Raw genomic sequence first — 24,958 nt, 5'->3', positions numbered from 1 at the left:
GACGATGCCGACGACATTGGTGACGGGCGTGGCGGGGTTCATCGGCATGAGCACCGCAGACGCCCTAATGGCGCGCGGCACGCGGGTGATCGGCGTGGATTCGATCAACGATTACTACGACCCCGCCCTCAAGCACGCGCGCCTTGCCCGCCTGACCGAACGCTATGGCGACCTGTTCACTTTCCTCCGCCTCGACTTTGCCGATGCCGCGGCGTTGAAGTCCGCGCTGGAACCGCACGATTTCGATCGCATCGTCCACCTCGGCGCCCAGCCGGGGGTGCGCTATTCGATCGAGCATCCCGAGGCCTATGGCCAGTCGAACCTCGTCGGGCATCTCAACCTGCTCGAGGTCGCGCGCCACCGCGGCGTCGCGCATATGGTCTATGCTTCGTCGTCGTCAGTCTACGGCGGCAACACTGCCGTACCGTTCCGCGTCGAGGATCGCGTCGATCGCCCCGTCTCGCTCTATGCCGCCACCAAGCGCGCGAACGAGGTGATGAGCGAAAGCTACGCGCATCTCTATCGGCTCCCGCTCACCGGCCTGCGCTTCTTCACCGTCTATGGTCCATGGGGGCGGCCGGACATGATGATGTGGATCTTCACCCGCGCGATGTTCGCGGGCGAGCCGATCCCGGTGTTCAACGACGGCCAGATGGAGCGTGACTTCACCTTCATCGCGGACATCGTCGCCGGCGTGATCGCGGCGCACGACAATCCACCGCCCGACGACGGGGCGGAGAAAGCCGGCGGCAGCGTCGCGCCGCATCGTCTCTACAATATCGGCAACAACCGGTCGGAGCCGTTGGGCCGCGTGATCGAGGTGCTGGAACGGGCGACGGGCCGCCAGGCGATCCGCCACAATCTGCCGATGCAGCCCGGCGACGTCGTCCGCACCGCGGCGGATATCGACGCGATCGCGGGCGATCTCGGCTACCGGCCGACGACGTCGATCGATGTCGGCGTGCCGGCGTTCGTCGACTGGTATCGCGCCTACCACCGCCTGTAGGCGGCGCCTCTCAGCCGACGCCTCAACCGGCCGCCTTCGCCTCGGCGCGATAGCGGTGAAGCAGCGGTTCGGTGTAGCCGTTCGGCTGCGCGACACCCTCGAACACCAGCGCGCGCGCCGCCTGCCAGGCGAGGCTGTCCGGATGCCCGCTCATCGGCCGATACAGGGGATCGTCGGCATTCTGGGCATCGACCTTCGCCGCCATGCGCGTGAAGGCGGCATCGACCTCGGCCGGCGTCGCGACGCCGTGGAGCAGCCAGTTCGCCATATGCTGCGAGGAGATACGCAGCGTCGCGCGATCCTCCATCAGGCCGATGTCGTGGATGTCCGGCACCTTCGAACAGCCGATGCCCTGATCGATCCAGCGCACGACATAGCCCAATATGCCCTGCGCATTGTTGTCGAGTTCGGCGCGCACCTCGTCCGGCGTCCAGTTCCGTCCCGCCTCGGCGACCGGAATGGTCAGGAGGTCGCGGAGCGGCGCGACCGGCTCGGCGGCGCGCTCGCGTTGGCGGGCGAAGACGTCGACGCGGTGATAGTGCGTCGCGTGCAGCGTCGCCGCGGTGGGCGAGGGGACCCAAGCGGTGTTCGCGCCGGTCTGCGGATGGCCGATCTTCTGATCGAGCATGTCCGCCATCCGATCGGGCGCGGCCCACATGCCCTTGCCGATCTGCGCCTTGCCCGACAGGCCGCAGGCGAGCCCGATCTGCACGTTGCGGTTTTCATAGGCCGCGATCCAGCGGCTCGCCTTCATCTCGCCCTTTGGGATCATCGGACCGGCGTGCATCGATGTGTGCATCTCGTCGCCGGTACGGTCGAGGAAGCCGGTGTTGATGAAGACCAGCCGGTGACGGACGGCGTGGATGCACGCGGCCAGGTTCGTGCTGGTCCGCCGTTCTTCATCCATCAGTCCGACCTTGATCGTGTGCCGATCGAGGCCCAGCAAATCCTCGACCGCGTCGAACAGCGCGTTGGTCAGCGCCGCTTCGTCCGGCCCGTGCATCTTGGGCTTGACGATGTAGATCGATCCGGCGCGGCTGTTGCGACGCTGCCCCCGCACGTCATGCAGCCCGATCAGGCTGGTCACGATCGCGTCGAGGATGCCTTCGGGCGCCTCGCTGCCGTCGGGCAGGCGCACGGCCGGTGTCGTCATCAGATGGCCGACGTTGCGGACGAACAGCAGGCTGCGGCCGGGCAAAGTGATCGTGCCGCCGTCGAGCGCGATATAGGTGCGATCCTCGGCCAGCGTCCGGCTCACCGTCTGCCCGCCCTTGTCGAAGCTCGCCGTCAGGTCGCCGCGCATCAGCCCCAGCCAATTGGCATAGCCTGCGACCTTGTCCGCGGCATCGACCGCCGCAACCGAATCCTCAAGGTCGCAGATCGTCGTCAACGCGGATTCGAGGACGACGTCGGCGATACCCGCGGGATCGTCGCGACCGATCGGGTGGCCGCGATCGACGACCACCTCGATATGCAGGCCGTTGTGCCGGAAGAGCAACGTGTCGCCGGCGTTGCCCACCCGTTGCCCGGGATCGGCGAGCGAGGGCGTGCCGCCGGTCCAATCCGCCCAGCGGCCGTCGGCCAGCGGCACCGCCTCGTCCAGAAACGCCTTGGCCCAAGCGATGACCTGGCTCCCCCGCGCCGCGTCATAGCCGCCGGACGCGGCCGCGCCGGGCAGCGCATCGGTGCCGTACAGCGCATCGTACAGGCTGCCCCAGCGCGCATTGGCGGCATTCAGCAGGAAGCGGGCGTTGAGGATCGGGACGACCAGCTGCGGCCCTGCGCGCTGGGCGATTTCCGGATCGACATTGGCGGGGTCGACCGCAAAGGGGCCCGGCTCGGGCAGCAGATAGCCGATCTCGCGCAGGAATGCCTCATAGGCGGCGGGCTCGAACGCATGGTCGCGATGCCATGCGTCGATCGCTGCCTGAATCCGGTCCCGCGTCGCCAGCAGCGCGCGGTTCTGTGGCGTAAAGCGTTCGAAGATCGCCGCCACGCCCGACCAGAAAACGTCGGGCGCAATACCGGTGCCCGGCAATGCCTCGCGCTCGAGGAAGTCGGCAAGTTCGGGGGCGATGCCAAGGCCGGCGCGCACGATCATGAGGTCATCCTTCGCTATTGTCTTGCCGGCAGTCCTAGACCGATCGCTATCCGTTCGGTAGCAGCAAAGATATTGAAGCAGTTTATCGTAAGAGGAACGAATGGCCTTCGATCCCGATTATGCGCTGTTCGTCGCCGTGGCCGAAGCCGGCAGCCTTTCCGCTGCCGCACGGGCGCTGCGCCTATCGCCCGCGATGGTCTCCAAGCGGCTGCAACGCCTTGAGCAACGGCTCGGCGTCACGCTGGTGCATCGCACCACCCGACGGCTGGCGCTGACGACGGCGGGCGAGCGGTTCCGCGCCGATCTGGGCGACATTCTCGGCGCGCTGGATGCGGCGGAGGCGCGGGTGACCGGTGCCCGCACCGCGCCAGCGGGACCGCTCCACGTGTCGGCGCCGACCTCGTTCGGGCGGCTGCACGTCGCGCCTCACCTCGGCCGGTTCGTGGCCGCCTGCCCGGCGGTCGAGCTGCGCTTCGATCTGGACGACGGCTTCGTCGACCTGTTCGGGGCGCGGGTCGACTGCGCGATCCGCATCGTGGCAGAAGTGCCCGAGACCGTCGTGGCGCACCGGCTCGCGACCAGCCGTCGCATCCTCTGCGCGGCGCCGTCCTATCTCGCCGACATCGGCACGCCTGAACAGGTGGACGACCTGTCCGCGCATCGTTTGCTGGCGGCCGATGGGCAGATGCCTTGGCGTCTCGTCTCCGGCGGACGCGCGACGCTCGTCACCCAACCCAGCTACGTCCGCACCAACTCCAGCGAAATGGTGCGCGAACTCGCGTTGGGCGGCGTCGGTATCGCATTGCGCTCGTTATGGGATGTTGGCGATGACCTCGCCTCGGGCCGACTCGTGCGCGTGCTGCCCGAATGGGAGGGGTCCGCCGACGTCGGTATCTACGCGGTCCACCTGCGCAGCCCCGCGGTCCCGGCCGCCGTCACCGCCTTCATCGATTTCCTGCGCGACACGATCGATCCCGCCGCCTGGGCCTGACGCTCAGCGTAGCGTCTTGGCAGCCGTCAGTGCGCGATCGCGCGCCTCGCGGTGACCGATGATTTTGGGCGGATAGCCCTTAGGCCGGGCGTCGTGCGCATCGGGATCGTGGATCGCGGCATCGGAGAGGTCCGCCAGCTCGGGCACCCATTGCCGGATGTAATCGGCCGCGTCGAACTTCTCCGACTGGCTGAGCGGCGCCATGATCCGCCCGAACATGTTGGCATCGACGCCGGTCCCCGCGATCCACTGCCAATTGACCGCATTATTCCCGTAATCGGCATCGACCAGGCAGTCCCAATACCAGCGCTCGCCCTCACGCCAGTCGAGCAACAGATGTTTGACGAGGAAGCTCGCCGCGATCATCCGCACGCGGTTGTGGATCCAGCCGCTCGTCCAAAGCTGGCGCATACCCGCATCGACGATCGGATAGCCGGTCTGCCCCTGTTGCCACGCCTTCAGGTCGCGTTTTGCCGCTGCGCCCGTCCGCCATGGCATCGCGTCATATTGCCGCCGCCCGTTGACCGTGCCGTAATCGGGCATGGCGAGCAGCACGCCCGCGGTAAAATCGCGCCACGCGATCTCGCGCAGGTACGGCATCGTGTCCGCCTTGCCCCGCAGCGCATGGTACAGCGTCCGCGGCGAAACCTCACCATGATGCAGGTGCGGTGACAGGCGCGACGTGCCCTCTTCCGATGGCAGGTTGCGGCGCCGGTCGTAGTCACCGACCTCTTCGGGCCAGTGTTTCACCTTGGCCAGCGCCTCGGCTTCGCCCGGCACCCAATCCTCGCCGAACCCGCCCGACCAGTCCGGCTTCGACGGCAGCAGAGCCCAATCGGACAGCGTGTCGCTGTTCGGCCAATGGTCTGGCGCCGAGATAGTGCGCGGCATCGGCACGGGCTCGGGGGGCGGCAGATGCTCCTGCAACGCCTTCCAGAACGACGAAAAGACTTTGAAGGGCGTGCCCGACCCGGTGGTCACATCCTCGACGCGCGCCAATCGGTCGCCATCGTGCAGCACCAGGCGGTCGCCCAGCGCCGCCTCAGCGTCGCGCCACCACGGCTCGTAATGCCGCGTGGCGTGGATCTCGTCTGCGCCGGTCTCCTCGCACATTTGGCGCAACACGCTCACCGCATCGCCGCGTCGCAGGATCAGCCGGCTATGCTTTGTCTCCAGGCTCTTGGCCAACGCAGCGAGGCTGTGATGCAGCCACCACCGCTGCGCCCCGCCGATCCGCCATTCGCCCGGCGCGTCGTCATCGAGGATGTAGACCGGAATGACCGGCCCCGCATGGGCAGCGGCGGCGAGGGCGGGCTGGTCGTGCAGGCGCAGGTCCTGCCGCAGCCACAACAGGCTAGGGGCGTTCATCGATCGCTCCAATCGGCGGAACACAGGTTAAGTTCCTGCGCGGGCTTGCCGGGCGCGAAGACCGCCCGCAAAAGTCATGCGTGATGATCCGTCCGCTTACTTTCGCCGTAACACTGGTGCTCGCCGCCTGTTCGCCCTCCGCGCCGGATCCTGCGCCGCCGCGCCTGCCGGTCCCGATCCGCGATAGCGCAACGCTGACGCTGATCCGCGGGCAGGCGCTGGAGCAGTTGGTGCGCGGCAGCGTCCAGACCCGCCCCGGCACCGGCGGTCGCCCTGGCCCGACCGAGCGCTTTGCCGCGACCGGCGATGCCTACACGCTCGCTTACGATCGCCCCGACACGAGCGGCCGCTACCGCATCACGCCCGATCGCGTCTGCCTGCGCTTCGTCGATGAGCGCAGCATCTTCTGCCGCTTCTACCTCCGCGACACGAAGGGCGGCATCGTAATGGCGGAGGACGACCGCGACTATCCGCTCCACACGGCGCCGGTGACGATCACGCGGGCGCCATGACCTCGATCGCCCCCGCTGCGACCCGCGCGGTGATGGGCGTATGCGCCAGCACCTCGCCATCGATCGAAATCGGCAATGATGGGCGCGTATCCACCTTCAGCGCGGTGCCGCGGAAGCTCACCGTATCCTGGTGCCGCGCCTTCAGCCCCAGGAAGCTCGCCGCCCAGTTCTTGACCAGCGTCCGCTTGTAACGCCCCGTCACCGCCTGCACGACGATACGGCCCGACTGCACCGACGCCTCGTCCACCAGCCACGTGCCGCCATGATACGGCCCGTTGCTGATCCGCACCTCGACCACGCGCAGCCGGTGCGTTTCGACGCCGTCGTCGACCGTCAGCATGAACGGCTTGAACCGGACGAACTGCCACGCCGCCCAGCCGAGGTAGCCGATCCGGCCCAGAACCTTTTTGAGGCCGTGCGGCACCGTCTCGGCAATCTGCGGGCTGATCCCCATCGCCGCGCAATTGGCGAAATAATCGTCGTCGATCATGCCGAGGTCGATGCACTTGGGCACGCCCGTGCGGATCACCTCGATCGCGCCTTCGACATCGATCGGCAGGCCCAATGTCCGCGCGAAGCTGTTCGCTGTGCCGAGCGGCAGCACCGCCAGCGTCACCCCCTTGCCGACCAGCAGGTCGACGAGGCCGCTGACCGTCCCATCACCCCCGCCCAGGATCACCAGGTCGGGTTTCTTCGCCAGCGCGCGCTCGACCGTCGCCTCCAGATCGTCGGGATCTTCGACGGCATGGGCGTCGACCGGAAAGTCCAGCCCGTCCATCGCCGCGCAGGCTCGCTGGAAAAGCTTCTGCCCTTTCCGCGACTTGGCATTGACGATCATCGCGGCGGATCGGAATTGCACCATGTCGCAAAATTCCCCAGAACTTCCATGCGGATAAGGATTACGCCTGCGTAACGCTTGCGAGTACGCCTACGATCCCGCAAAGCCAAATCCATGTCCGCATCCTATCCCGCGCTTCGCCTTCGTCGCACCCGTGCGAGCGACTGGAGCCGCCGGCTCCACGCCGAAACCGTCCTGACGCCGGCCGATCTGATCTGGCCGCTGTTCGTGGTCGAAGGGCAGGAGGTGGAGCAGCCGATCGCCAGCCTGCCCGGCGTGTCGCGCTGGTCGGTCGACGGCATCGTCGCGCGCGCGAAGGAGGCGAGGGACTTCGGCATCCCATGCGTCGCGCTCTTCCCCTATACCCCCGCGCACCTCAAGACGGAGGATGGGCGGGAGGCGCTCAACCCCGACAATCTGATGTGCCAGGCCACCCGCGCGATCAAGGAGGCGGTGCCCGAGGTCGGCGTGCTGACCGACGTCGCGCTCGATCCCTATACCAGCCACGGCCATGACGGGCTGGTCGATGCGGCGGGCTATGTCGTCAACGACAGCACGGCTGACCTGCTGGTGCAGCAAGCGGTTAACCAGATGCGGGCCGGTGCGGATATCATCGCACCATCCGACATGATGGACGGCCGTATCGGCATGATCCGCGCGGCTTTGGAGGGTGAGGGTGCCCACAACGTCCAGATCATGAGCTATGCCGCCAAATACGCCAGCGGCTTCTACGGCCCGTTCCGCGACGCGGTCGGCAGCCGCGGCCTGCTGAAGGGCGACAAGAAGACCTACCAGATGGATCATGCGAACGCCGAGGAAGCGCTGCGCGAGGTCGCGCTGGACCTTGCCGAGGGCGCCGACACGGTGATGGTGAAGCCGGGCCTGCCCTATCTCGACATCATCGTCCGCGTGAAGCAGCGCTTCGAGGTGCCGGTCTTCGCCTATCAGGTGTCCGGCGAATATGCGATGATCGAGGCTTCGGTCGCCGCCGGCGCAGGCGATCGCGACGCGCTGGTGCTGGAAACGCTGATGGCCTTCAAGCGCGCCGGCTGTTCGGGCGTCCTGACCTATCATGCGGCGCACGCCGCGCGGTTGCTCGGCGCGTGATCAAGACCGAGCGGCTGACTTTGCGGCCGTGGCGCGAGGAGGATCGCGCGCTGTTCCATCGGCTTGGCAATGATCCGGATACGATGCGCTATCTCGGGCCGTTGCCGTCGCGTGAGGAGGATGATCAGGCCTTCGATCGCCAGCAAGCGTTCTTCGCGACGGGCGGCACCTGTGGCTGGCTGGTCGAGCGCCGCGCCGACCGCCGGCCGATTGGCATGTGCGGCACGAAGCCGGCGCGTCCGGGCTTGCCGATCGCGGGCGAGATGGAGATCGGCTGGCGGTTCGAACCCGATTATCGTGGTCAGGGCTATGCGCTGGAAGCCGCGCAGGCGAGCCTGATCTATGCTTGGGAGAAGACCGGCGCTCCTCGCGTCGTTGCGATCACCGTGCAAGACAATATCCCCAGCCGCCGCCTGATGGAGCGGCTTGGAATGCGTCACGTCATGCAGGCGGATTTTGACCATCCCTTCCTCCCGGAAGACAGCCCGCTGCGCCGGCACGTCCTCTATCGGATCGACCGTCCCGCGTGAGTGACGCTGAAAGTACTGCCATCGGCCGTAGCGGCCGCCTGCTGTTCGTCGCGACGATCCTGACGGGATCGTTCCTGCTGTTCCTAGTCCAGCCCATGGTGGCGCGCATGGCGTTGCCGCGGCTGGGCGGGGCGCCGGCGGTGTGGAATTCGGCGATGCTCGTCTACCAGACGCTGCTGCTCGCCGGCTATGCCTATGCCCATGCGCTGGGGCGCATCCGGCCGATGGCGCAGGCGGCGGTGCATCTTGGCGTGCTGCTCCTCGCGGGGGCGTGGCTGCCGATCGGGCTGGCGCTGGGGGCGGGGCCTGCCGGCGTGTCGCTGGCGGTCTGGGTGCCGTGGCTGCTCGGCGCGTCGATCGGGCCGCTGTTCTTCGCCGTTTCCGCCCAGGCGCCGCTGGTGCAACGCTGGTTCAGCATGGCGAGCCGGGGAGGCGATCCCTATGCGCTCTACGCCGCCTCGAACCTCGGCAGCTTCGCCGGCCTGATCGCCTATCCGCTCGTCGTCGAGCCGCTGCTGACGCTGCGCACGCAGAGCCTCGTCTGGAGCGCGGGCTACGTCCTGCTGATCGCGCTCGTCGTCGGCTGTGCCTGGCATCTGCCGCGTGGGGAAGGCAAAGCCGCGGCGCGCCCGACCAGCGAACCCGCGACCCGCCGCCGTATCGCCCACTGGATCGCGCTCGCGCTGGTGCCCTCGGGGCTGATGCTCGCGACGTCGACCTATATCACAACCGATATCGTCGCGATGCCGCTGCTGTGGGTCCTGCCGCTCGGCCTGTATCTGCTGAGCTTTTCCGTCGCCTTCGCCACCGACCGGTTCCTCGCCGACCTTCTGACGCGGATCGCGCCGATCACCATCTTGCTGTTCGGCGGTGTGATGGTCGGCGGGTTCAACGAATCGCCGTTGGTCAATCTCGCCATCGCGCTGACCCTGCTGTTCATGGCCTCGGTCGCGCTGCACACGCAGCTCTATCGCCTGCGCCCCGCGCCCGATCGTCTGACCGGCTTCTACCTCGCCATGGCGGTGGGCGGTGCATTGGGCGGCGTGTTCGCGGCCTTGATCGCGCCGGTCGTGTTCGACTGGACGTACGAATATCCCATCCTGATCTTCGCCGCCGGGCTGCTGGTGCCGCAACTGTACCTGACGCGCGGCATCCGGTCGCTGTGGACCACGCCGCGGCGTCGCCTCTTGGCCTATGCGGTCGTCACTGTCCTGCTCGCGATATTGGCGGGTTTGACCTTCCGCGGCCCGGGCGATCTGTTCGGCGATGGCCATCAGGGGCTGACCTTCATCGTCATCGCGCTGATCGGCGTGATCGCGATCGGCGCCCGTCCGGCCTATGCGCTCACCCTCGTCGTGGCGCTGGTGATCTTCGGCGGCTGGCGTGCGGTCGAATTGTCGCTGGAACAGGGTGCGCGCACCCGCAGCTATTTCGGCGTCTATACCGTCCGCGACCGCCCCGGCGTGCGCGAGCTCGACCATGGCACGACCGTCCACGGCATCCAGTTCATCGGCAATCCGATCCTCGAACGTCTGCCGACCACCTATTATGCGCCGCCCTCCGGCATCGGCCGCGCGATGAGCGCGCTCGGTCCGCTGTATGGACCGCGCGCGCGCGTCGGTGTCGTCGGGCTCGGGACGGGTACGCTCGCCTGCTACGCGCAGCCCGGCCAGCGCTGGCGCTTCTATGAGATCGATCCCGTCGTCGTGCATATCGCGCGCGACACCGGCCAGTTCACCTATTTGCGCAACTGCCTGCCCAACCCCACGATTCGCATCGGCGACGCACGCCTCAGCCTGGAGCAGGACGCACCCGACAGCCTCGATCTGCTCGCGCTCGACGCCTTTTCCTCGGATGCGATCCCCGCGCATCTGATGACGCGCGAAGCGTTCCGCGCCTACGCCCGCGTGCTCCAGCCCAAGGGGCTGTTGCTCGTCCACATCTCGAACCGGTTCCTCGATCTCGAACCCGTCGTCGCGGCGCTGGCGCGGGACGGCGGCTGGCATGCGGCGAAGCTCTTCTATCAGCCGCCCCGCTACACAGCGATCGCTTCGGCCAGCCAGTGGATCGCGCTGTCTCGCGACCCCGCGACGCTAGCCGCTCTCGCGAAACGGGGCGGCCAGTGGCAACCGCTGACACCGCGCGCCGGCCTCACCCCATGGACCGACGATTATTCGACGATCCTGCCGCTGCTGAAATGGGGGCCTTAGGCGGCGGGAAGCGACGCCTGGATGCGGTCGATCGTCGCGGCCTGCTTGGCAGCCTCCGCCGCAATGCGCTCGCGGATCGTGCCGAGCGTAGGATAGGCCGGCTCCAGCTTTGCCGCGCGATCGGCGGCGATCACGTCGATATCGCTCAACAGCGACGACGTCTGCGCCCGCCAGTCGTCGAGCTGGGCGAGCGCGGTCTGCGCATCCAGCCACGCATCGCTCCCCACGGCCTTGCCCTTGGCCTTCGCCGCGGCGGCATCCGCCTTGGCGGCGTCGCCGGCAAAGCCTTTGGCCAAGCGGTCGAGCTTAACGCCGAACTCGGCGATCTTCGCATCCAGCGCCGGATCGGGCTTCGCCTTGACCACCGGCACCTCGGGCTCCGCAAAGCCCAACTTCTCCACCGCCCGCGGCGCCAGCGAGGGATAGCGGGTCGTGTCGCGCGAACAGGCCGACAGAGAGGCGAGGGCAACGGCGAGCGACAGAGCGACTTTCATGGGGCTCGGCTGTAGGGGGTGCAAGAAAATGGCGCAACGCACTTGCGCGTTTCGAAGCGTCTGCTATCAGCGCGCCTCCAATGCGCGCCCGTAGCTCAGCTGGATAGAGCATCAGACTACGAATCTGAGGGTCGGACGTTCGAATCGTTCCGGGCGCGCCAGGATTTCCCCCGCTCACATCACTGATGTGGCGGGGGTTATCGTTTGTGGCGCAGCGAAACGCGCTTTAGGGCGACCGGCATGATCCGCCGTATCCTCAGCTTTGTCGAACCCTTCATCCTTATGCTGCTCGGCACCGTCGTGCTGGCCAGCGTGCTGCCCGCGCGCGGCGAATGGGCGCGTGTGGCGGGGATCGTCGCGGATGCGGGGATCGTGCTGCTGTTCTTCCTGCACGGCGCCAAGCTGTCGCGCGAGGCGATCTGGCAGGGCGCGCGCAACTGGCGGCTGCACTTGGCCGTCCTCGCAACGACCTTTGCGGTGTTTCCGCTCCTGGGGCTGGCATTCGGACGGTTGCCCGGCCTCGCCGCACCGGTCGCGGCGGGCATGGTGTTCCTGACGCTGCTGCCCTCGACCGTACAATCCTCGATCGCCTTCACCGCCATTGCGCGCGGCAATGTCGCCGCGGCCGTGTGCAGCGCGTCCTTTTCCAACCTGATCGGCATCGTGCTGACGCCCGCGCTAGTCGCGCTGACCATGAGCGGCGTCGGCGGACAGGCCGGGATCAGCCTTGCCGCCGTCGAATCGATCGTGCTGCAATTGCTGGTGCCGTTCGTCGCAGGGCATCTGCTGCGCCCGTGGATCGGCGGCTTCATCGGACGGCATAAGGGACTGGTCGGCATCGTCGATCGCGGCTCGATCCTGCTCGTCGTCTACACCGCCTTCGGTGCCGCGGTGGTCGAGGGGCTGTGGCATCGCGTTTCTGCGGCCGACCTCGCCCTGATCGCCGCCGCCTGCGTCGCGCTGCTGGCGATCGTCCTGGTCCTCACCTGGCTCGCCGGCCGCGCGCTGGGCTTCACGCGCGAAGACCAGATCGTGCTGCTGTTCTGCGGTTCGAAGAAGAGCCTCGCATCGGGCGTGCCGATGGCGGGCGTCTTGTTCCCGGCGGCGCAGGTCGGCGCAGTGCTGCTGCCCGTGATGCTGTTCCACCAGATCCAGCTGATCGCCTGCGCGATCATCGCCCGCCGCTATGCCAATGCCGCAAGCCTCGCCGAGGCCGAAGCCGTCTCAGCGTAGCGCGGCGACCGCCGCCAGCACCTGATCGGCGAGTTCGGGCCGACAGATCAGCAGGTCGGGCAGCAGCGGGTTTTCGCAATTATAGACTAGCGGGCTGCCGTCGATCCGCGAGGCGTGCAGCCCCGCCGCCAGCGCCACCGCGGCGGGCGCGCAATTGTCCCACTCATATTGCCCGCCGTCGTGCAGGTAGATGTCGGCGCGTCCATCGACCACCGCCATCGCCTTGACGCCCGCCGATCCCATGCCCACCCGCGTCGTCGCCAGCGCCACGCCGACGCGCTCGACCATGTCGGTCGCCCGCGTGCGGCTCACCACCATCCGCGGCGGCGCGCCGCAGACGATCGCGCGCGAGCACGCCTCGGCGGTCGTATAGACGCGCCCCGTCGCCGGCACCGCCACCGCGCCCACCGCCGGCCGGCCAGCGACCGCCAGGCCGATATGCACCGCCCAATCGTCCAGCCCCTCGGCATAGTCGCGCGTGCCGTCCAGCGGATCGACGATCCACACCCGCTCCGCCGCGCACCGCGCCCGATCGTCGAGCGATTCTTCGGACAGGATGAAATCGTCCGGTCGCGCCGCGCGCAGCCGATCGAGGATCAGCGCATTGGCCTCTGCATCGCCGGCATCGCCCAGCGCCTTGCCCTGCGCACCGCCGCGCGCGCGGATGGCGAGCAGCAGCGCGCCCGCCTCTTGCGCAACGCTGCGGGCGAGGTCGACGTCGGACAAGGTCACAATTCGAAGCTCCACACGCCCAGCACATGCTCGACGATCCGTTCGGCGGCATTCTCGGCGCTCTCGCGCGTCGTGTCGATACGAATATCGGGAGCATCCGGCGCCTCGTAGGGGCTCGAAATGCCGGTAAAATGGGCGATCTCGCCGCGCCGCGCCTTGGCGTACAGGCCCTTCACGTCGCGCGCCTCCGCCTCGGCCAGCGGCGTATCGACGAAAATCTCGACGAACTCGCCCGGCGGCAGCATCCCGCGCACCATCTGCCGCTCGGCACGGAACGGCGAGATGAAGGCGGTCAGCACGATCAGTCCCGCATCGGTCATCAGCTTGGCGACCTCGCCGACGCGGCGGATATTCTCGATCCGGTCGGCGTCGCTGAAGCCCAAATCGCGGTTCAGGCCATGGCGCACATTGTCGCCATCGAGCAGGAAGCTGTGCCGCCCCAGCGCATGCAGCTTCTTTTCGACCAGATTGGCGATCGTCGACTTGCCCGATCCCGACAGGCCGGTGAACCACAGCAGCCGCGGCGACTGTCCCTTCTGCCGCGCATGCGCCTCACGCGTGATATCCACCGACTGCCAATGCACGTTCTGCGCCCGGCGCAGCGCATGGTGGATCAGCCCGGCCGCGACCGTCGCGTTGGTTTCGCGATCGATCAGGATGAAGCCGCCGAGCGCCGCGCTCTGCGCATAGGGCTCGAACACGATGCCCTCGTCGGTGAACACCTCGGCGACGCCGATGTCGTTGAGTTCCAGCGTCTTCGCGGACAGATGCGCCTGCGTGTTGACGTCGACGACATATCCCGGCGCCTGTACGCTCGCGCCCACCGTCCGTGGGCCGATCTTCAGCCAATAGCCGCGGCCCGGCACCAGTGTCGTGTCGGACAGCCAGACGATCGTCGCCTCGAACTGGTTCGCCGCTTCGGGCGGTGCATCGGCAGCCGCGATCACGTCGCCGCGCGAACAATCCACCTCGTCGGCCAGCACCACAGTTACCGCTTCGCCGGCCTGAGCCGTCTGACGGTCGCCATCGAACGTCACGATCCGCGCGACCTGCGTCGTTTTGCCCGAGGGGACGATCCGCACCGTATCGCCCACCGCGACGCGACCGCCGGCGATCGTCCCGGCAAAGCCACGGAAATCGAGGTCGGGCCGGTTGACCCATTGCACCGGCAGCCGGAACGGGCCCGCCGCGGCGCGATCGGCATCGACCGGGATCGCCTCCAGATGCGGCAGCAGCGCCGGGCCGCTATACCACGGCATGGCATCCGACCGGGTCGTGATATTGGCGCCGGTCAGCCCCGACAGCGGAATGGCGGTGAACGCGTCGATTCCGATCCCGCGTGCGAAGTCGGCATAGTCCGCCACGATCGCGTCGAACGTCGCCTGATCATGGCCGACCAGATCCATCTTGTTCACCGCCAGCACGATCTGGCGGATGCCGATCAGGTGCGCCAGGAACGAATGCCGCCGGGTCTGCGTCAGCACGCCCTTGCGCGCATCGATCAGGATCACCGCGCAATCGGCGGTCGATGCGCCCGTCACCATGTTGCGCGTATATTGTTCGTGGCCCGGCGTATCGGCGACGATGAACTTGCGCTTCTCGGTCGCGAAGAAGCGATAGGCGACGTCGATCGTGATGCCCTGTTCGCGCTCGGCGGCAAGCCCGTCGACCAGCAGCGCGAAGTCGATATTCTGCCCCTGCGTACCGACGCGTTTGCTGTCCGCTTCCAGCTGGCTCAGCTGATCCTCGAAAATCGTCTTCGAATCGTACAACAGCCGCCCGATCAGCGTCGACTTGCCGTCATCCACCGATCCGCAGGTGATGAAGCGCAGCATCGACTTGGTCTGATGCGTGTCGAGATAGGCGTGGATATCCGCCGCAATCAGCGCATCCGGTGTATAAGCGGTCATGCGAACACATCCTCCCTCGCGCAGCGGGGGAGCGGGACCGCCCGCCAAAGGCGGGTGGTGGAGGGGGCATCGCCACACACGCGCGCCTCGCCGTATCCTCCCCCTCCGTCACGGCTCCGCCGCGCCACCTCCCCCTGGCGGGGGAGGACCGGTGAGAGTGCGAGCATCGGAAATATCCTGCCTGTAGACATGGTCACGCCGCAAAATCCTCCCTCGCGTCAGCGGGGGAGGGGGACCGCCGCGAAGCGGTGGTGGAGGGGGCGCTTCCGCGTACGCCGAAGCCGCCGCTTATCTCCCCCGGCGTCCGCTTCGCTGCTACCTCCTCCAAGCGGGGGAGGAATGTCGTGACGGCGGCCATCAGAAATACCCCTCGCGCTTCTTCTTCTCCATGCTCGCGGCCTGATCGTGGTCGATCGCGCGCGCCTGGCGTTCGCTGGTGGTGGTCAGCAGCATTTCCTGGATCACCTGCGGCAGCGTCGCCGCCTCGCTCTCCACCGCGCCGGTCAGCGGATAGCAGCCCAAGGTGCGGAAGCGGATCGATCGCTCGACCGGGACTTCGCCGGGCGCGAGGCGAAAGCGATCGTCGTCCACCATCAGCAGCATGCCGTCGCGCTCCACCGTTGGACGCGAGGCGGCAAAATAGAGTGGTACGATCTCGATCCCTTCGCGCAGGATATATTGCCAGATGTCGAGCTCGGTCCAGTTGGACAGCGGGAAGACGCGGATGCTCTCGCCGCGATGGATGCGGGCATTGTACAGATTCCACAGCTCGGGCCGCTGCGCCTTGGGATCCCAGCCCTGGCTCGCCGAGCGGAAGGAAAAGATGCGCTCCTTCGCGCGCGACTTTTCCTCGTCGCGCCGCGCCCCGCCGAAGGCGACGTCATAGCCGCCCGCCTTCAGCGCCTGCTTCAACCCTTCGGTCTTCCACAGATCGGTATGCCGGCTGCCATGGTCGAACGGGTTGATCCCCGCGGCCTCCGCCTCCGGGTTCTTGTGGACGATCAGCTCCATCCCGGCATCCGCGGCCGCCTTGTCGCGCAGCGCGTACATCGCGCGGAACTTCCACGTCGTATCGACATGCAGCAGCGGGAAGGGCGGACGCGCCGGAAAGAACGCCTTCTTGGCGAGATGCAGCATCACCGCCGAATCCTTGCCGACCGAATACAGCATCACCGGCCGCTCCGCCTCGGCGACGACCTCGCGCATGATGTGGATGCTTTCGGCTTCCAGCCGCTGCAAATGGGTAAGCCCGCTCATGGGGCTTTCAGATAAGCCTCCGCTCGCGCGATGCGACCAACTTATCCTTGGGGCGCCCCTATTCCGGCTGGCCCCACTCCTCGCGCCGCCGCTCGACCGAATCGATCAGCACCCCACCGACCATGAACACCGCGATCGGACAGCAGCAGAACAGCATCCAGCCCTGCCAACCGGGATATTGCTGCAGGTAATGCATGCCGCGCTCCACCGCCCCCATGGCGAGGCCGTAGATGATGACGAACGCCTCGAACTTGGTCTTGATGGTGAAGAGGCGTCTGATGCGGGTCCACATGTCGAAAGGTTAAGCAAGCCCTGCGCCAACGGCGGATTTCCGTCGATCGCGGGTTAAGAGCCGTGGTTAACCGTAAGGTAACCCGACAGGTCGAGCGCCTCCAGCAGCCGTTCGTGCGCGCTTTCGACGTCCCGTACCAGCGCCGCATTCCCCAGCGCCGCCGGATCGATCGCCTCGGGCCACCAGCGCCGCACCACCGCTTCGATCGCATCCAGCTTTGCCGCATCGACCAGGAAGCGCGGATCGACCGTCGCCGGGTCGGCGACCACGCGCAACCGCAGGCATGCCGGCCCGCCGCCGTTCGCCATCGATTGCGTGACATCCACCGTCTCGACCCGGCGGATCGGCCCGTTGCCGGCCTGATGCCGCTGCAGCCAGCCCCAGACCGCGGCATTGGCGCGTGCTTCCATCGGCACGACCAGCGTCGGCCCGTCCGCCGTCGTGACGAGCTGGGCGTTGAACAGATAGGAGGCGATCGCATCGGCCAGGCTCACCTCGCTGGCCGGCACCTCGACGATCTCCACCTCGGGCAGCAGGCGGCGCAGGTCGGCGTAAAAGCTGTCTTTGTCGGCAAAGGCCAGCTCGTGCGCGAACAGTACACGTTCGTTGGCGACCGCGACGACGTCGTTGTGGAACGCGCCCGCTGCCACCGCCTCCGCCGATTGTTGCACGAACAGCGTCCGCTCGGGCGACAGGCCGTGCGCGCGCGCGATCGCCTCGCTCGCCGTCGGATGCTGGCGCGCAGGGAAGGGACCGCCGGGCACCGTATAGACGAACACCTCGACGCCCGGCGCATCATGGCTCGCGCACAGCCGCATATGGTTGGCCGCGCCCTCGTCGCCGAACGGCGCGGGCACGGGCCCATGCACCGCAAAGGCGTCATGCGCGAAGGCGGTGCGCAGCTGTGCCAGCGTCTCGGGCCATTCATGGCTGCGATGCGGCATCGTCATCAGATTGGCGACCGACAGATGGCAGCGCCCGTCCGCCGTATCGGGCGCAGCCGAAACGGTCGCCGCATTGGCCGCCCACATCGCCGACGCCGACATCGCCTGCGCCTGCAACACGGCGGGGGCGCTCGCATAATCGGTCGACAGGCTCGCCAGCCAGCGATGGTCCGGCCGGCGATGCGGCAGCAGCACGCCCTGGCGCAGGCCCAGCATCAGATTGCGCCGCATCTTGTCGAGGCCCTGCAAGGCCGCCGCGCGCGGCTGCGACACCTGACCAGCATGCGCGGTCGCGGCGAGATTGCCTGCCGACAGGCCGGCATAATTGTGGCTCGGCCCGACGATCCCGTCGAAGTTGATTTCAGTCAGCATGTTCACCACCGCGATGCGAACAGGACGCGATCGTCGGGCTGCACGCCCAGCACCTTGGCGCAATCGGACGACAGCACCACGCCGTCGCCAACTAGACGGACATGCCCGAAGGCGCAGCGGAAGTCCTGCAGCCGTCCCGCGGCGACCAGCGCTTCGTCGCCGCCATCGTCGTCGATTGCGATCACCGGACAGTCGCGCGCGCTCTCGATCGTGCGCACCCGGTCGGTCCGCGCCGTCATCGTCGGTCCGCCATCGAAGATGTCGATGTAGTTTTCATAGTGAAAACCCTCATTCTCCAGCATCCGCATCGCCGCCCGGCCGCTCGGATGCGGCAGGCCGATCACCGCGCGCGCCGCTTCGGAAAGCATCGCGGTATAGATCGGATGCTTGGGCATCAGATCAGCGATGAACTGGTGACCGTGCGTCGCGTTGAACTGGTCGGCGTCCTGGAAATTCATGCCGAAGAAGCGCCCCGCCAGACCGTCCCAGAACGGGGATCCCCCCGCCTCGTCGATGATCCCGCGCAATTCGGCGAGGATACGATCGGCGAAGCGCGCCCGGTGCGCGCGGATGAACAGATAGCGGCTGCGCGCCAGCAGCAGGCCGAGCCCGCCCGCGCGCTCCCCCGGATGCAGGAACAGCCCGCCAACCTCGCACGCGCCCTCCAGATCGGTGGTCAGCGCCAGCATTTCCGCGCGAAACGTGCGCTGCAGCTCCTTGCTGTGCTGCGTCAGTGTGCCCAGGCGATAGCTGTAGAAGGGGTGTTTCTGGCCCACCTGCGTGAACAACTGACAGGTGCCGCGGACCTCGCCCGTCTCGCCATTCTCGAGCATCAGCACGAACAGCTCGTCGGTGATCGCCCCCTCGTCGCGCGCGAACGCCTCGTCGCTGCGATCCAGCTTCGTGCGCAGTGCCTTGCGGTCGGGCGGCAGGTTGGTGAACCCCCCGCCGGTCAGCTTCGCCATTTCATAGAGATGCTGCAAGTCGTCGGCGCGTGCGGCCCGAATGCGAAAGGTCATGGCCGTCCCCGCTGTACGATACGACTGATGGTGAGCGCCGACAGTGCCGCGCGCTCGGCGAGGCTGTCGACGATCATGAATTCGTCCGTCGAATGGATCGCGCCGCCGCGCACGCCCATCGTGTCGACCACCGGGACGCCGGCCGCGGCAATGTTATTGCCGTCGCACACGCCCCCGGTCGCGCGCCAGCCGATGCTAAGGCCCAGGTCCGCGCCCGCTTCCGCGACGCAGGCGAACAGGCGTTCGGCACCGGGGTCGATCGGTTTGGGCGGGCGATTGAAGCGGCCATGCACCTCGATCCGTACGTCATGTGCCGCCGCAACGGCAGAAACGCTGTCGTCGATCGCCGCCTGGGCCCGTGCGATCGCATCCGCGGCGGCGGGCCGGAAGTTGACGCGCAGGATGGCGAGGTCGGGCACCACGTTGTTCGGCCCACCGCCATCGATCCGTGCCGGATTGACCGACAGGCCCGGTCCGCCCGCCTCCGCCAGTCGTACCGCCAGCGCGGCGGCGGCGACGATCGCGTTGCGCCCCTCTTCGGGATTGCGCCCCGCATGCGCACTCCGCCCGCGGATCACGATCGAAAAGTTGCCCGTGCCGCCCCGCGCGCCGGCCAGTGTCCCATCGGCGAGCGCCGGCTCGTAGGTCAGCGCCGCGACCGCCCCTCGTGCCGCCGTCGCGAGCAAGCCGGCGGACGAGAGCGACCCCGTTTCCTCGTCCGAATTGATAACGACGTCATAGCCGAAGCCCTCGGCGCCCTCTGCCTCCACGGCGGTCAGCGCGGCGAGCATCACGGCAAGCCCGCCCTTCATATCCGCCGTACCCGGCCCGTTGATCGTGCCGTCGTCGCGGTGGGTCAGGGTCTGGAACGGATGATCGACGGGATAGACCGTATCCATATGCCCGGTGAACAGCATGCGAACCGGCGCCTCGGGCCGGACCCGCAGGTGCAGGTGATGGCCGTGCGCCAGCGCGGCGACCGAGCCGTCCGCCGCCACCGCGTCGACCGGCTCCGGCTCGACCATCACGATCTCGCCGGGCAGCACTGCAAAGGCATCGGCAAGCAGCACGGCCATCTGCCCGACGCCGGCCAGGTTGCGCGTGCCGCTATTCACCGCCGCCCAGCGCTCGACCTGCGCCAGCATCGCCGCCTGATCGATCCGCTCGACCAAGGCGCGTTCGTCGTTCGACATCCCTCTCATACCCGGGAGGCTAGTCGAATATGGTCTCCGATGAAACCAGGTTCAGAAGGTATAGACCAGCGACGCCCGGCCGATCGTGTCGGTATTCTTGGACTTCACCGGCGGCTCGCTTTCATATTGGACATTATACGAAAACGCAGCGGACAGCGGCCCGATCAGCTTCGCATTCAGCGCGCTTGTGCCGCTCAGCGTTGAATTGGCGCTCTGCACATAGGCGGAGGCGTTCTGCGTCACCGACAGGCCGGGCAGCACGCGCCAGTTGAACGCCAGCGTCCCGCGCGCGGCAATATTGCTCTGGCGGGTTTCGTCGGTGAAATGCGTCTGCCGGAACGCTGGCCCAAGCTCGACGTCGAGCCGCACTTTGGGGCTCTTGATCGCGCTATAGCCCGCACCCGCCGACGCCGAATAGCGGTTGTAATAGCCCAGGAACCGATCCGATTCATATTGCGCGGCGCCATAGGCATACAGGCGGTCGTTGATCTTGTAGTTCGGTTCGTAGCTCGCGAGGTAATGTTCGCGCGTCGTGATGTTGGCGTTTTCCTGATAATCCGCCTGCACGTGGAACTTGTGGCGCCATTGCAGCCCCTCGCGCGTCAGGTCGAGGATCGCCGACCCACCCTTGCTGTCGGTATTGCCGGTGGTGATGTAACCGCCCAGCTCCGCCCGGCCACTCCACAGGTCGAACATGCTCGCCTGCCTGATCGTGGTCTGCCGCGCCTGCGCCCGATCGTTGCGCCACTTCTGCGCGATGGCGAGCACCGCATCGGCGCTCGCCGGATCGGCCAGCCGCGCATATTTGACCACGACCGACACGTCGCCGTCGTTGCCTCTTTCGATCGCGGCATCCAGCATCGATCGGATCGCCGCGGGGATCGGCACCTTGGGATCGTCCGGCTGGCCGCCATCGGCGACCGGCGCATTGGCGATCAGCAGGGGGGCAAGACACAGCGAGAGGAGCAAGGTAGCGCGCACATCCGGCGCTCTAGCCGTTCGTCGCGCGCCTGACACCCCCCAACGCAGGTCAGCGTGGGCCCGCTGCGGCGAGATGAGGCGCGAACGCGGCGAGCACGTCCTCGTACAGCGCGCGCTTGAACGGCACGATCATCGTCGGCAGGTCGGCGGGGTCGCTCCATCGCCAGGCGCGAAACTCCTGATGCTCGGTCGCGATATCGATGTCACGGTCCTCGCCCAGGAAGCGGAACAGGAACCAGCGCTGCCGCTGCCCGCGCCACTTGCCCTTCCACACCTTGCCGATCATGTCGGTCGGCAGGTCGTACAGAAAGTCCCGCGGCGCCTCGACGATCAGCTCGACATGCTGCGGCGCGACGCCGGTTTCCTCGCCCAGTTCGCGCACCGCGGCGTCATAGGCCTCTTCGCCCGGATCGATCCCGCCCTGCGGCATCTGCCACGCCTCCAGCGTCGTATCGATCCGCTGCCCGACGAAGACCCTGCCGTCGCGGTTCAGCAGCATCACGCCGGCACAGGGGCGATAGGGCAGGGTGGTGGGATCGGTCATCGTGCGGCCTCCTGTCCTGCGGCCTGCGCCATAACGCGCGCCGCCTCCGCCTCGACGATCACGTCCTTCAACGCCGCCAGATAGCCGGCAACGTCCCCCTGGCTCGACGGGATCGCCTTGCGCAGCGTGATGAAGCCATGGACGGTCCCCACCGCCTCGCGGAACACCACCGGTATGCCCGCCTGTACCAACGCGGCGGCATAGGCCCGGCCCTGATCGCGGATCGGGTCCAGGCTGGCGGTAACGATCACCGCGGGTGGCAGGCCCTCCAGCCGGCCGAGCAGCGGCGATCCCCGGCTATGCGCGATATCGGCCGCATAGGCATCGACGAACCACAGCATCGTATCGCGCGTCAGCAGATAGCCGTCGGCAAACTGATCGAACGACGGATAGGGCCGCGACGAATCGGCCGCCGGATAGATCGGCGCCTGGACGATCACCGGCACTGCCGCCGGCCGATCGCGCAGGTCCATCGCCGCGACGATCGTCAGCGTGCCCCCCGCGCTGTCGCCGCACAGGATCAGCCCCGTAACGCTGCGCCCCAGTTCCGCCGGGCTCTCCGCCACCCAACGCGCTGCCGCCTCGCAATCGTCGGGCGCGGCGGGCCAGCGATGTTCGGGGGCCAGCCGATAGTCGACCGAGACGACCGGTACGTCGAGCACGCGCGCCATCTCGGCGCAGAAGCCCGCATGCGTGTCGATATTACCGATCACGAAGCCGCCACCATGGTAGAAGACCAGCACCGGCCCCGGCTGGCGCGTCTCGCGTGCGTCGAACAGCCGCGCCGGGATGGTGCCGCCGGGGCCGGGGATCGACAGGTCACGGATCACCGCCAACTCGCCCACCGGCAGATCGGCGACGTCCTTCATCGCCGTGAACACCTGCCGAGCTGCCTCGGGCGTCATCTGGTGCGTGCGCGGCCCCGGCATCGCGTTCAGATAGTCCAGGAACCCGCGCACGTCCGGCCGGACGTAGGGAGTGGGGTCGGCGGGAGTAGGGTCGGCGGTCGCTTCGGTCATTCGGCTCTCTCCGGCGGGCACCGCTTGGGGCGGCGCTCGATCGCTCCTACCTAGGCAGCGTGATCGCCGTCGTCCATCATCCCGCCTATGTCGCGCCCGCACCGGCGCGCTCCACCTACCGCTGGAACAAGAACGGCCTGATCCGCGACCTGCTGCGCGAGGCGGGCGATCGCGTGACGTGGCATGAACCCGAAGCGATGCCCCGCCGCTGGCTGGAGGCGGTCCACGATCCCGAATATGTTGCCGAGGTGCTGGAAGGGCGCGTCCCCGCGCCCAAGGCCCGCCGCATCGGCTTTCCGATCACCCCCGAAGTTGCGGCGCGTGCGGCGGCGGTCCCCGGCGGCACCTGGCTCGCCGCGCAGCTTGCGCTCCGCCATGGCTTTGCCGCCAATACCGCGGGCGGCAGCCATCATGCGCTCGCCGATACCGGTGCCGGCTATTGCGTGTTCAACGACCTCGCGCTCGCCGCCGTGCGTCTGATCGACGAGGGCACGGTCGATCGCCTCGTCGTGGTCGACTGCGACGTCCATCAGGGCGACGGCACCGCGGCCTTGCTCGCCGGGCGACCGGGGATCGCCACCTATTCCATCCATGCCGAAAAGAATTTCCCCGCCCGAAAGGCGCGCTCGACGCTCGACGTGCCGCTCGCCGATGGCGTGGATGACGCCGGCTATCTCGCCACGCTGGAGGCGACGCTCGCGCCCTTCTTGGCCGAGCACCGGCCCCAACTGATCCTGTACCAGGCGGGCGTCGATCCCTTCGTCGGCGACCGGCTCGGGCGCCTGTCGCTCAGCCTCGATGGGCTGGTCGCACGCGAACGGCTGATCGCCCGCCTTGCGGACGGCGTGCCGCTCGCGAGCACCGTCGGTGGCGGCTATGGCGACGACGCGCTGGAGATCGCCCACCGCCACGTCACCGCGATCCTGACCCTAGGTGAAGCGATGGCGCGCGACGCGGCGATCGCCTGACCCCTTTCCACTGCGGCCAAGCTGCGGCATGAGCGCGCCCGACATGCCCGGGGACACATTTCAGCAACGCCTTTTCGCGCCCGCATTTCACCGCTTTCTCGACCGGATTGACACCGGGCTGGTGCGCGGCGGGATCGAGGCGCGGCTGCCCGATGGCACGCATCGGCTGCTCGGCGGGCGTAAGCCGGGGCCGGTGCCGCTCGTCACCATTCACCGTTGGCGCGCGCTCGTGCGCCTCGCCACCGGCGGTTCGGTGGGCTGGTATGAAGCCTGGGCGGACGGCGACTGGTCCAGCCCCGATCCGGTGCCGCTGTTCGACCTTTTCATGCGCAACCGCGTGCCCCTCGCCAACGTCGCGCGCGCCGGCGGTATCCCCAAGCTGTTGCTGCGCGGCTGGCACGCGCTGCGCCGCAACGATCGCAAGGGCTCGCGCCGCAACATCGCCGACCATTACGACCTCGGCAACGACTTCTACCGCGAATGGCTCGACCCCAGCCTCACCTATTCCAGCGGCATCTACGGTTCGGGCGATACGCTGGAGCTAGCCCAGCGCCGCAAGCTCACGGCGATCCTCGACCGCACCGGCACCGCACCCGGCGACACCATTTTGGAAATCGGCTGCGGCTGGGGATCGTTCGCGGCTACGGCGTCGGCGGCGGGCCGCAGCGTCCACGGCCTCACCCTGTCCACCGAACAGAAGGCTGAGGTGGATGCCCGCGGGCTTCCCGGCGTCACCGTCTCGCTCACCGACTATCGCGACGTCACCGGCAGCTATGACGCGGTCGCCAGCATCGAGATGGTCGAGGCGGTGGGTCAGGCCTATTGGCCCGCCTATTGCGACACGCTCGCCCGCGTCCTGAAGCCCGGTGGCCGCGCCGCGATCCAATATATCAGCATCGCCGACGACGTGTTCGAACGCTACGCCTCCAGCGTCGATTTCATCCAGCGCTACGTCTTCCCCGGCGGCATGCTGCTGTCGGACAGTCGCTTTCGCGCCCTGTGCGAAGCGCGCGGCCTCGTCTGGACCGATCACCACGCCTTCGGCCTCGATTATGCGCAGACGCTGCGCCACTGGCGCGAACGGTTCGACAATGCCGACAAGGCGGGGCGCCTGCCCGAACGGCTCGATGCCCGCTTCCGCGACCTGTGGCGCTATTACCTGATGTATTGCGAAGGCGGCTTCCGCGGCGGCGGCATCGACGTCGCGCAGGTCACACTGGTCAAGCAGGGCTAGGCCGCGCGAGGCAAAGTCCTCCCCCGCCAGGGGGAGGTGGCATGCCGCAGGCATGACGGAGGGGGAGGTCAGGGCATCGCCCTGTTACGAAGGATCTGCTGTC

General features: G+C 67.7%; 23 protein-coding genes and 1 tRNA gene. 10 read left to right on the top strand and 14 right to left on the bottom strand.

Features of this window, described 5'->3' with window-relative positions; all coding sequences use genetic code 11:
• Positions 1-4: 4 nt before the first annotated feature.
• Positions 5-1,006: an NAD-dependent epimerase/dehydratase family protein gene (locus A7E77_RS15655; RefSeq protein WP_063689511.1), complete on the top strand. Its 1,002-nt coding sequence runs from the start codon at positions 5-7 to the stop codon at positions 1,004-1,006.
• A gap of 22 nt (positions 1,007-1,028) precedes the next feature.
• Here the strand turns inward: A7E77_RS15655 and A7E77_RS15650 are convergent, their stop codons facing one another.
• Positions 1,029-3,107, bottom strand: a complete 2,079-nt coding sequence (locus A7E77_RS15650; protein ID WP_063689508.1) for a malate synthase G — start codon at positions 3,105-3,107, stop codon at positions 1,029-1,031.
• 100 nt (positions 3,108-3,207) lie between these two features.
• Here A7E77_RS15650 and A7E77_RS15645 point away from each other — a divergent pair, with 100 nt between their 5' ends.
• Complete coding sequence (locus A7E77_RS15645; protein WP_063689505.1) at positions 3,208-4,098, top strand: LysR family transcriptional regulator; 891 nt, start codon at positions 3,208-3,210, stop codon at positions 4,096-4,098.
• A 3-nt stretch (positions 4,099-4,101) separates the two neighbouring features.
• On the opposite strand, the gene A7E77_RS15640 is transcribed toward A7E77_RS15645, so the two are convergent.
• Positions 4,102-5,466: a cryptochrome/photolyase family protein gene (locus A7E77_RS15640; RefSeq protein ID WP_063689503.1), complete on the bottom strand. Its 1,365-nt coding sequence runs from the start codon at positions 5,464-5,466 to the stop codon at positions 4,102-4,104.
• Positions 5,467-5,549: 83 nt separating this feature from the next.
• On the opposite strand from A7E77_RS15640, the gene A7E77_RS15635 reads away from it, so the two are divergent.
• Complete coding sequence (locus A7E77_RS15635) at positions 5,550-5,978, top strand: hypothetical protein (RefSeq protein WP_063689500.1); 429 nt, start codon at positions 5,550-5,552, stop codon at positions 5,976-5,978.
• On the opposite strand, the gene A7E77_RS15630 is transcribed toward A7E77_RS15635, so the two are convergent.
• Positions 5,962-6,840, bottom strand: a complete 879-nt coding sequence (locus A7E77_RS15630) for a diacylglycerol/lipid kinase family protein (protein WP_063689498.1) — start codon at positions 6,838-6,840, stop codon at positions 5,962-5,964. The genes A7E77_RS15635 and A7E77_RS15630 overlap by 17 nt on opposite strands.
• A gap of 90 nt (positions 6,841-6,930) precedes the next feature.
• Here A7E77_RS15630 and hemB point away from each other — a divergent pair, with 90 nt between their 5' ends.
• The 3 genes from hemB to A7E77_RS15615 are packed head-to-tail and all read left to right on the top strand — an operon-like array spanning position 6,931 to position 10,663.
• Positions 6,931-7,923, top strand: a complete 993-nt coding sequence (hemB, locus tag A7E77_RS15625) for a porphobilinogen synthase (RefSeq protein WP_063689495.1) — start codon at positions 6,931-6,933, stop codon at positions 7,921-7,923.
• Positions 7,920-8,453 (top strand): GNAT family N-acetyltransferase, encoded by a 534-nt coding sequence (locus A7E77_RS15620; RefSeq protein WP_063689493.1) that lies wholly within the window; start codon positions 7,920-7,922, stop codon positions 8,451-8,453. Before hemB ends, A7E77_RS15620 begins: the two co-directional genes overlap by 4 nt.
• Positions 8,450-10,663 carry a spermidine synthase gene (locus A7E77_RS15615; RefSeq protein ID WP_063689490.1) on the top strand — a complete coding sequence of 738 codons (2,214 nt, stop codon included), beginning with the start codon at positions 8,450-8,452 and terminating at the stop codon, positions 10,661-10,663. The genes A7E77_RS15620 and A7E77_RS15615 overlap by 4 nt, the downstream gene beginning before the upstream one ends.
• On the opposite strand, the gene A7E77_RS15610 is transcribed toward A7E77_RS15615, so the two are convergent.
• The gene (locus A7E77_RS15610) at positions 10,660-11,157 is read right to left on the bottom strand and encodes a hypothetical protein (protein WP_063689487.1); all 498 of its coding nucleotides are present in this window, start codon (positions 11,155-11,157) and stop codon (positions 10,660-10,662) included. The genes A7E77_RS15615 and A7E77_RS15610 overlap by 4 nt on opposite strands.
• A gap of 84 nt (positions 11,158-11,241) precedes the next feature.
• On the opposite strand from A7E77_RS15610, the gene A7E77_RS15605 reads away from it, so the two are divergent.
• Together A7E77_RS15605 and A7E77_RS15600 are read left to right on the top strand one after the other, a co-directional pair.
• A tRNA-Arg gene (locus tag A7E77_RS15605) sits at positions 11,242-11,318 on the top strand.
• A 79-nt stretch (positions 11,319-11,397) separates the two neighbouring features.
• Positions 11,398-12,390 carry a bile acid:sodium symporter family protein gene (locus A7E77_RS15600; RefSeq protein ID WP_063689484.1) on the top strand — a complete coding sequence of 331 codons (993 nt, stop codon included), beginning with the start codon at positions 11,398-11,400 and terminating at the stop codon, positions 12,388-12,390.
• Here the strand turns inward: A7E77_RS15600 and A7E77_RS15595 are convergent.
• From A7E77_RS15595 to A7E77_RS15550, 10 genes are all read right to left on the bottom strand, one after another.
• A complete protein-coding gene (locus A7E77_RS15595; RefSeq protein WP_226341898.1) occupies positions 12,382-13,116 on the bottom strand; it encodes a 3'(2'),5'-bisphosphate nucleotidase CysQ in 735 nt (244 codons plus the stop codon). The two genes, A7E77_RS15600 and A7E77_RS15595, sit on opposite strands and share 9 nt — an antisense overlap.
• A 2-nt stretch (positions 13,117-13,118) precedes the next feature.
• On the bottom strand, positions 13,119-15,032 hold the full coding sequence (gene cysN / locus A7E77_RS15590; RefSeq protein ID WP_063689479.1) for a sulfate adenylyltransferase subunit CysN: 1,914 nt from the start codon (positions 15,030-15,032) through the stop codon (positions 13,119-13,121).
• A 357-nt stretch (positions 15,033-15,389) separates the two neighbouring features.
• Positions 15,390-16,289, bottom strand: coding sequence for a sulfate adenylyltransferase subunit CysD (cysD, locus tag A7E77_RS15585; protein ID WP_063689476.1), 900 nt, complete (start codon positions 16,287-16,289; stop codon positions 15,390-15,392).
• Between the two features lie 58 nt (positions 16,290-16,347).
• Positions 16,348-16,581: a hypothetical protein gene (locus A7E77_RS15580; protein ID WP_063689472.1), complete on the bottom strand. Its 234-nt coding sequence runs from the start codon at positions 16,579-16,581 to the stop codon at positions 16,348-16,350.
• 53 nt (positions 16,582-16,634) lie between these two features.
• A complete protein-coding gene (locus A7E77_RS15575) occupies positions 16,635-17,897 on the bottom strand; it encodes an N-succinylarginine dihydrolase (protein WP_063689469.1) in 1,263 nt (420 codons plus the stop codon).
• A 2-nt stretch (positions 17,898-17,899) separates the two neighbouring features.
• Positions 17,900-18,916, bottom strand: coding sequence for an arginine N-succinyltransferase (locus tag A7E77_RS15570; protein ID WP_063689466.1), 1,017 nt, complete (start codon positions 18,914-18,916; stop codon positions 17,900-17,902).
• Positions 18,913-20,118, bottom strand: coding sequence for a hydrolase (locus A7E77_RS15565; RefSeq protein ID WP_192929990.1), 1,206 nt, complete (start codon positions 20,116-20,118; stop codon positions 18,913-18,915). The genes A7E77_RS15570 and A7E77_RS15565 overlap by 4 nt, the downstream gene beginning before the upstream one ends.
• Before the next feature lie 42 nt (positions 20,119-20,160).
• Positions 20,161-21,090: a YdiY family protein gene (locus A7E77_RS15560; protein WP_063689460.1), complete on the bottom strand. Its 930-nt coding sequence runs from the start codon at positions 21,088-21,090 to the stop codon at positions 20,161-20,163.
• A gap of 49 nt (positions 21,091-21,139) precedes the next feature.
• Positions 21,140-21,634 (bottom strand): RNA pyrophosphohydrolase, encoded by a 495-nt coding sequence (locus A7E77_RS15555; RefSeq protein WP_063689457.1) that lies wholly within the window; start codon positions 21,632-21,634, stop codon positions 21,140-21,142.
• A complete protein-coding gene (locus A7E77_RS15550) occupies positions 21,631-22,653 on the bottom strand; it encodes an alpha/beta hydrolase (RefSeq protein WP_063689454.1) in 1,023 nt (340 codons plus the stop codon). Before A7E77_RS15550 ends, A7E77_RS15555 begins: the two co-directional genes overlap by 4 nt.
• A 59-nt stretch (positions 22,654-22,712) precedes the next feature.
• On the opposite strand from A7E77_RS15550, the gene A7E77_RS15545 reads away from it, so the two are divergent.
• Both A7E77_RS15545 and A7E77_RS15540 read left to right on the top strand, forming a co-directional pair.
• Entirely contained in the window at positions 22,713-23,621 is a 909-nt protein-coding gene (locus tag A7E77_RS15545; RefSeq protein WP_063689452.1) for a histone deacetylase, read from the top strand.
• Positions 23,622-23,649: 28 nt separating this feature from the next.
• On the top strand, positions 23,650-24,855 hold the full coding sequence (locus A7E77_RS15540) for an SAM-dependent methyltransferase (RefSeq protein ID WP_063689449.1): 1,206 nt from the start codon (positions 23,650-23,652) through the stop codon (positions 24,853-24,855).
• The last annotated feature ends 103 nt before the right edge of the window (positions 24,856-24,958 follow it).

It is taken from the genome of Sphingomonas sp. NIC1 (assembly GCF_001638925.1).
Lineage (GTDB): Bacteria > Pseudomonadota > Alphaproteobacteria > Sphingomonadales > Sphingomonadaceae > Sphingomonas > Sphingomonas aquatilis.
This window is presented reverse-complemented; position numbering and strand designations above follow the sequence as displayed.